Genomic DNA, 3,070 nt, shown 5'->3' on the forward strand with positions numbered 1-3,070 from the left:
TTGCCGCCGTACGTCATCTGCTCCACGAGATACCCGTAGAGGTCCATCCCCGGGGCCGCCTCCACCGCCTCCGTCACCAGCCCCAGACGCGACGACAGCTTCCCCTCCCCCGCACGGTCATCACGCGTGAAGATCACGCCCTGCAACCCCCGAGCCGAACGGTTGTGCCCAATCTGGAGCGCCAAAGTGCTCTTTCCGCAGTCCATCGTTCCGGAGAAGAAGACCAGCTCGGGCATGGGAAGTCGCGGGCCTTTCGGGCTCGTTGGAAGGGGGTGGGCGGGGGCCGCAGGGGTGGTGCGGAGCGGTCAGGTGCGGACTTCCAGAAGGGGCACCAGCTGCTCCGACGGGGTCATCGAGCCGTGCAGGCCGACCATCGACGACTCCCCCGGCTCGCGTTCGGAGGCGATGATCGCCATGTCGGCGTGGGCGACCGCCACCACATCGCCGATCCGGTCGCGCACCCGGTCGTCGACCTGCGGGCCGAACCACCCGGCGGCGATGGCCTCTTCACGGCTCGCGACCCACATCTGCTCGCCGACCACCTCGCGCCAGATGGCCAGCACATCGGCGGCCGCCCCGGGGTGCGCGTACACATGCCGGGCCCGGCCCTCACCGCCCAACAGGCGTACGCCGGCGCGCAGTTCCCAGTCCTCGTCGAAGTCGATCCGGTGCTCCGGGCCGAAGGGGATGTCGATCATGCCGTGGTCGGCGGTGACATAAAGGGCGGAGCGCGGCGGGAGCTGCTCGGCCAAGCGCTCGGCGAGCCGGTCGACATACTGCAACTGGCCGCGCCAGGCGTCGGAGTCGATGCCGTAGCGGTGTCCCTTGCCGTCGACCTCGGAGTAGTACGTGTAGACCAGCGAGCGGTCGCCGGCGGCGAGCTGCTCGGCGGCGAGGTCCATCCGCTCCTCGCCGGAGAGCCGGCCGTGGAAGGTGCCGCCGCTGAGCGCCACCTTGGTCAGCGGGGTGGTCGCGAAGTCCGGTGCGGAGACCTGGCAGGTGTGGATGCCCGCGGCGTGGGCCCGCTGGAAGACCGTCGGGTGGGGCTGCCAGACGTACGGGTCGGTCCACGGCTGCCAGCGCAGCTGGTTCATCAGCGCGCCGGTGGCCGGGTCCTGGCAGGTGTAGCCGGCCAGGCCGTGGGCGCCCGGCGGCAGGCCGGTGCCGACCGAGGCGAGGGAGGTGGCGGTGGTGGCGGGGAAACCGGCGGTGAGCGGACGGCCGGTGCCGTTGCACGAGCTGTCCAGGAGGGAGGTGAGGAACGGCGCCTCTTCCGGGTGGGCGCGCAGCAGCTCCCAGCCGAGGCCGTCGACGAGGAAGACGCAGGCCCGGTCGGCGGGGGCCAGTTCCATGCCGGTGGCGAGCTCGTGCAGCCCCTGGCCCGCCACGATGGTGGGCAGCAGGTCGGCGAGGGAGCCGGTGCCGTACTGCGGCACCGGGGCGGTCAGCGGGTCCAGGGGTACCGGTTCCGGCCAGGCGGGGGCGGTGTGCGCCATCAGCGGGAGCTGGTGGTGGCCGCGGTGGCCTCGGAGAGCGCCTGGGCGAAGGCGAGGGTCTCGCGGACCGAGTCCGGTCCGTCGCCCGCCTCGCTGACCCGCAGCGAGAGGTCGTCGGCGGTGGAGGAGCCCGTGTAGCCGTGGTCGGCCTCGCAGTTGGGGTCGCCGCAGGCGGCGGGCTCCAGGTCCAGGCGGGCGACGGCGCCCCAGCCGATGGTGAGGACGACCTCGCGGGGCAGGCGGCCCGGGGTGTACGACTCGGGGTTGGCGACGACGCGGCTGAGCACCACCGACGAGATCCGGCCGAGCTTGACGGACTCGGTGGAGGTGGTGGCGTACGGCGACGGGCTGGTGGCGTCGGCGGCCTGTTCGTCGGTGTGACTGACGATGAAGCGGGTGCCGGTCAGGACCAGGACCGTGACATGGCGGCGGACCTCGTTGGCGTCGAAGGTCGTCTCCTGGTGGACGAGGTACGACACGACCGGTTCGCCGCCCACCGCGGCCTGCACCGCCTCGGCCACGAGGGTCGGGTAGTAGCCACTGCGCTCGATCGCCGCGCGCAGCCCCTGGGTCGTCGTACCGGTCTTAGCCATGGGGTCCATCTTACGGGGCGTACCGGGCCGCGAGAGCCTCAGTAGACGGGCAGACGGCGGGGGCCGAGGTCGGTGGTGGCGGGGGGCCTGGCCAGCCGGACGGCGGCTCCCAGGACGGAGAGGCCGTGCGGTGCGACGACGACCGGTTCGAGATCCACGCCGACGACCTCGGGGTGGTCGTCGACCAGGCGGGAGACGCGCAGCAGCAGCTCGGCGAGCGCGGTGGTGTCCACCGGCTGCGAGCCGCGCCAGCCGAACAGGAGCGGGGCGGCGCGGATCGACCGGATCTGGTCGGCGACATCGCGGTCGGTGGCCGGAATCAGCCGGTGGGCGATGTCGCCGAGCAGCTGGGAGGGGGCGCCGGCCAGCCCGAAGGAGAGCACGGCGCCGGCGGCCGGGTCGATGGCGGCGCGGATGACGGTGTCGACGCCGCGCGGCACCATCGCCTGGACGACCGGGCGCAGCTCTTCGGGCGAGCCGAGGGAATCGGTCAGTTCGGCGTAGGTACGGCGCAGTTCGCGTTCGCCCGCGATGTCCAGGCGGATGCCGCCGAGGTCGGAGCGGTGCCGCAGGTGGGGGGCGGTGGTCTTGAGGGCGACGGGATAGCCGAGCCGGGCGGCGGCGCGGAGGGCGGTGTCGGGGTCGGGGGCGGGCAGGGAGGGGCGGGCGTGGATGCCGTAGCGGGCGAGCAGGGCCTCGGCGTCGGTGGCCGGCAGCGGGGCGGAGCGGCCCGGGCTCGGGTTGAGGCGGTCGAGGAGGCGGTCGATGTCGGCTCCGGCGGCCGTCTCCTGGATGTCGTCGTATTCGGGCACCCGGCCCGGCTCGGCGGCGTCCCGGCGCCAGGCGGCATAGCGGACGGCTTCGCCCAGCGCACGGACGGCCCGCTCGGCGGCCGGGTAGGCGGGGATACGGCCGGGGGCGGGACGGGGGTGGGAGGGGGTCTGGGGTGCGGCATCCCGGGGAGTCTGCGGGACGGAGGGC

The 3,070-nt window shown here is 73.7% G+C and carries 4 protein-coding genes; all 4 read right to left on the minus strand.

Going from position 1 to position 3,070, the window contains the following annotated elements:
- Positions 1-236: thymidine kinase (locus ADL29_RS40125; RefSeq protein WP_483855172.1), on the minus strand; the 236-nt coding region annotated here is incomplete at its 3' end.
- 69 nt (positions 237-305) lie between these two features.
- Positions 306-1,496 carry an alkaline phosphatase family protein gene (locus ADL29_RS40130; RefSeq protein WP_053928414.1) on the minus strand — a complete coding sequence of 397 codons (1,191 nt, stop codon included), beginning with the start codon at positions 1,494-1,496 and terminating at the stop codon, positions 306-308.
- Positions 1,496-2,089 carry a DUF5998 family protein gene (locus ADL29_RS40135; RefSeq protein ID WP_046930719.1) on the minus strand — a complete coding sequence of 198 codons (594 nt, stop codon included), beginning with the start codon at positions 2,087-2,089 and terminating at the stop codon, positions 1,496-1,498. Before ADL29_RS40135 ends, ADL29_RS40130 begins: the two co-directional genes overlap by 1 nt.
- A gap of 38 nt (positions 2,090-2,127) precedes the next feature.
- Positions 2,128-3,070, minus strand: a 943-nt coding sequence (locus ADL29_RS40140; protein ID WP_211274484.1) for an acetate--CoA ligase family protein, incomplete at its 5' end; no start/stop codon positions are given.

Origin of the sequence: Streptomyces chattanoogensis, assembly GCF_001294335.1 — a bacterium.
GTDB classification, from domain to species: Bacteria; Actinomycetota; Actinomycetes; order Streptomycetales; family Streptomycetaceae; genus Streptomyces; species Streptomyces chattanoogensis.

Excerpts from the sequence above, each read along its gene's own strand:
- ADL29_RS40130 (WP_053928414.1), bottom strand. The coding sequence starts at position 1,496 with ATGGCGCACACCGCCCCCGCCTGGCCGGAACCGGTACCCCTGGACCCG.
- ADL29_RS40135 (WP_046930719.1), bottom strand. The coding sequence starts at position 2,089 with ATGGCTAAGACCGGTACGACGACCCAGGGGCTGCGCGCGGCGATCGAG.